Below are 4,084 nucleotides of genomic sequence, written 5' to 3' on the forward strand. Positions count from 1 at the left end.
AGTATGTGATCGGTTTGCGCGACTCGAAGGGCAATCGCTTGAACGGCCGCAAGACCTACAAGATCCACATCCCGCCCAACATTCCGGCCAAGCGGTTCTGGGACATCACGGTCTACGACAATCAGACCCGCTCAATGCTGCAGACCGACAATCCTTACCCGGGAGTCACCAGCATCGATCCGACCACCGTTGCGAATGCGGATGGTTCTTACGACGTCTACATCGGACCCAAGAAGCCCAAAGGGAAGGTCAACTGGATCCAGACCGATCCCAGCAAGGGCTGGAATCTGCTGTGGCGAATCTATGGCCCCAAGCAGGAATGGTACGACAAGAAGTGGCGTCCCAGCGAGATCGAGCTGGTCAAGTAGTCGAGTACACAACGGAGCTCCGCATGAATCATAGAACGCTCATCCATCTTGCACTCGCGGGTCTGCTGTCCGTCGCCCTCGCGGCACCGGCGCAGGCTGACGGGGTCCAGAAGACCTATCTAGGGAAGCTCGAGTATCAGGGCCAAACCCTCAGCAAGGCGTCGGCCGAGTTGCTGCATCGCCAGATCCTATTGCAACGCGGCACCCAGCTGGTGTCGTGGGCCATGCCGATGATGAACTTCTATCAGCTGTACCCGGCCTTGCTCAGCAACATGAAGATGAGTGAAGACGAAGTCTTCTTTGGTTTGTATGACGGATACGACGGCGTGTATCCCTTCATGACCGCGAACGTGACCACGCCCTACACGATCGGGATGTCGGATCTGTCGAAGACCGGGCCAATCGTCCTCGAGATGCCGCCCGGAGCGATCTACGGCGTGGTCGACAATGCCTGGATGCAGCCCATCAAGGAAATCAACGGCAAGCCAGGAAAGCTGCTGCTCGTGGGTCCGGGACAGAACGTTCCCAAAGACTTCAAGGGCGAGATCATCCAATCCGACACCTTTCTGGTTTTGTACTTCTACCGTGCTCTCGGTACAGGGGCGGCTGCGCAGAAGCTGCGAACCGCAGTCAAGGCGTACAAGCTTTCGGAGGCCAAGAACCCGCCGAAAACCAAGTTCATGAAGTACGAGCCCAAACCGGGTGACAAGATTGCACTCAACACGCAGCCTCGTGACATGCGCTTCTGGGAGCTCGTGAATGCCTACGTGCAGAAGGAGCCGATGGCCGATCGCGATCGCTTTTTCTACGCCTGGCTGAAAGACCTGGGTATCGAAAAGGGCAAACCCTTCAAGCCGACCGCTTCTCAGAAGAAGATTCTCAAAGAAGCGTTGGACGTGGGCATGGCCATGTCGCAGGCGATCTCCTTCAACAAGAGCCGACTCATGTTCCCGACCTCTCTCTATGGCAAGGATTCCGGCTGGGAAGACGCGATGGCCGGCATGGACCCGAAGATCGATCTGCCGACGTACTCCGAGTTCGACCAGCGAGCGTCCTACGGGTTTGAGGCGACCACCACCTCAGCAGGCATGGTGTCGCGCGTCCCCGGGAAAGGCTCTGCCTATCTGGGCAGCTACTACGACGCCGACGGCAAAGCGCTGATGGGCGGCAAGAACTACCGCCTTCGGATCGAGCCCAACCCGCCCGCGGCCAACTTCTGGTCGGTCACGGTCTATGACATCGAGAACCGCTTGATCATTCGTAACAAGATCAAACGCTCGGACCGTTCATCCCGCACCGAAGGCCTGCTGACGAACCCCGACGGCTCGGTGGACCTGTACTTCGGACCCAAGGCACCGAAAGGCAAGGAAGTGAACTGGATCCAGACCAATCCCGGGCAGTCCTTCTTTGTCTACCTGAGACTGTACGGACCCGAGCAGGCCTATTTCGACCAGAGCTGGCCCATGAACAAAATTCAGAAGGTGAAGTAGGGACAGAGACACAACGAGGAGACCATCATGAACGCAAGAACGACGAGCTGGCTGGCTTTGATCGGGCTCATGACCGCCATCCTGGCGGCGACAGTCGCGGCAGAGAAGCTGCCCACCGATCCAGTCGGTGGCCAACCGCCCGTCGGTTCGAAGCCCTCTGTGAAGAGCCTGTCCGACCAGGTGACCTATCAGCGCGCTTTCGAGGCGGTGGTCTGGTCGATGCCGGCGATGATCAAATACGGGATGCGGCGCGGCTCGATCGAGATTGGCGCGGGTGACAATGTCATCATGGCCTGGTCCGGTGGCGCCACCGCGCTGCTCGAAACATTGACGCCGAACAACGTCACGCCCTACGTGACCTCAACCACCAACCTGCGAAACGGTCCAGTGGTGCTCGACGTGCCAAAGGCCACCGACAAGGCTAACCTGTTCGGGCAGGTCGCCGACAACTGGTTCATCACGATCGCCGACATCGGCCCGATCGGCGTCGACAAGGGCAAGGGCGGCAAGATTCTGCTGACCCCGCCGGGCTACGCCGGAAAGGTCCCGGCCGGCTACATCGAGGTGAAGAGCCCGAGCTATGTCTTGGACTTTGCGTTTCGGTCGATACCGACGCCCGCGGGTAGCCCTGCGGATGCCTATGCGCTCAGCAAGAGCATCAAGATGTACTACCTGTCGGAGCTGCCGAATCCGAAGCCGACCAAGGTCATCGACCCGATCAAAACCCGATGGTCTACCTTGCCGCACTACGACGAGCGCTGGTTCGAGGATCTGCACGAGATCATCAATGCCGGACCCACGCGCGAGCGCGACAAGGTGATGATGGGCATGCTGAAGCACATCGGGATCGAACAGGGCAAGCCGTACAAGCCGAGTCAGAAGACGAAGAAGATTTTCCGGCGGGCCGCGATCGATGCCTACTACTACATGCAGCAGCGCTACCTCACAGTGGAGCCCGAAGAGTTGTACTGGCCGGACCGGCGCTGGCGCAACGTCTTCTACAGCGATCCCAACATGGGTTTCAGCTGGGACTATGAGGGGATGCTCGACTACGACAACCGGTCGGTTCACCCCTGGTTCACTGCGATCTATTTCCCCAACAAGGTCACCGCGAAGCCACCGACAATGTACCTCGCGACGGCGCGGGACAAGAACGGCAAGGTGTTCAAGGCGGGCAAGACCTACAAGCTGACGGTTCCAAAGGATGTACCCATCAACCAGTTCTGGTCGCTGACCATCTACGACATGAAAACCTGGGCCTTCATCTACACCAAGGAACAACGCCCGGGGCTGTCATCCCGCGACATCGCGAAAATGAAGCAGAACCAGGATGGCAGCGTCACGCTCTATGTCGGCCCGCGGGCGCCGAAGGGGTACAAGAACAACTGGATCCCGACGGCGGGCAAGGCGCTTTACATGATGTTCCGCTTCTACGGACCTAAGGAGGCGTTCTACAACAAGACCTTCAAGCTCGAGGACGTGGAGCTGGTCAGGTAGCGGATGCAAGCTCATGAAGTGAGCCAAGGCGATCGAATCTCCGTCGTTGACATCGATTTTGAATCTCTCTCGGAGTCGAAACAGGGTCTTTGGATCGACCAAGCCCTACCCCGTTGAAGTCAAACCACGCGCAGCACCCCCCAGGCGCGACGAACGTTCGCCAGCCACTCATCCGGGCGATGCAAGCTTGGGACACGTGTCCCGAGTTGATCCGCCAACTCGGATTCACTGGGGTCTAGCAGGGTGTCAGCATCGAGACCCTTCCGCGTAATCGCTATTGAATCATGCGTAGCAGGGTGTTCCGACGACGGTTCGATTCCCACCGCCTCCACTGATAAGCATCCGAGATCACTTCGCTTTGATCTCGGGTGGCAAAATCACTGGCAAAAACCTGCTCTGAAACAGGGACTATTTCGGGTGTTTCGCGTTTTGCCAGTGGCAAAACTGCGACCTTGGTCGAATGAAGATCGACCTCGAGCTTGCTGATTTCGTCGCACAGCGTCGACCACTCCCACGAGGTGTAGGCATCGATCACTTCGCCTTTCGCGTTGTGCGTCATCAGCTCGATGACTTCCCTGCGCGCAGAAGCGTTTCGACAAGCAGAGATGAACCAGCGCCGCAAGCCGTGGGTCAGTCTGCCAGGCACATAGAAGCCAAGCTCTTCGACGTCCGCCCGGTGGTTCTTGCCCGCCTTGTTCTGCGTTCTCGCGCCCATGGTTGCCGGGTCCG

Annotated in this window: 4 protein-coding genes; 3 read left to right on the forward strand and 1 reads right to left on the reverse strand. The window is 58.5% G+C overall.

The features are described 5' to 3' along the window. The 3 genes from WBB95_RS07650 to WBB95_RS07660 all read left to right on the forward strand — a co-directional run. A partial coding sequence (locus WBB95_RS07650; RefSeq protein WP_424487017.1) for a DUF1214 domain-containing protein occupies window positions 1-368 on the forward strand: 368 nt, incomplete at its 5' end. A 23-nt stretch (window positions 369-391) separates the two neighbouring features. Continuing rightward, on the forward strand, window positions 392-1,858 hold the full coding sequence (locus WBB95_RS07655; protein ID WP_424487018.1) for a DUF1254 domain-containing protein: 1,467 nt from the start codon (window positions 392-394) through the stop codon (window positions 1,856-1,858). A 27-nt stretch (window positions 1,859-1,885) separates the two neighbouring features. Further along, window positions 1,886-3,355: a DUF1254 domain-containing protein gene (locus WBB95_RS07660; RefSeq protein WP_424487019.1), complete on the forward strand. Its 1,470-nt coding sequence runs from the start codon at window positions 1,886-1,888 to the stop codon at window positions 3,353-3,355. A gap of 274 nt (window positions 3,356-3,629) precedes the next feature. On the opposite strand, the gene WBB95_RS07665 is transcribed toward WBB95_RS07660, so the two are convergent. Further along, window positions 3,630-4,084 (reverse strand): hypothetical protein (locus WBB95_RS07665; protein WP_424487020.1); only part of this gene is annotated, 455 nt, incomplete at its 5' end.

This window comes from Pseudomonas sp. (assembly GCF_049645325.1).
Classification (GTDB): domain Bacteria; phylum Pseudomonadota; class Gammaproteobacteria; order Pseudomonadales; family Pseudomonadaceae; genus Aquipseudomonas.

Bases quoted from the DNA above. Each gene is read 5' to 3' on its own strand.
- WBB95_RS07655 (WP_424487018.1), top strand. From the start codon at position 392: ATGAATCATAGAACGCTCATCCATCTTGCACTCGCGGGTCTGCTGTCC.
- WBB95_RS07660 (WP_424487019.1), top strand. From the start codon at position 1,886: ATGAACGCAAGAACGACGAGCTGGCTGGCTTTGATCGGGCTCATGACC.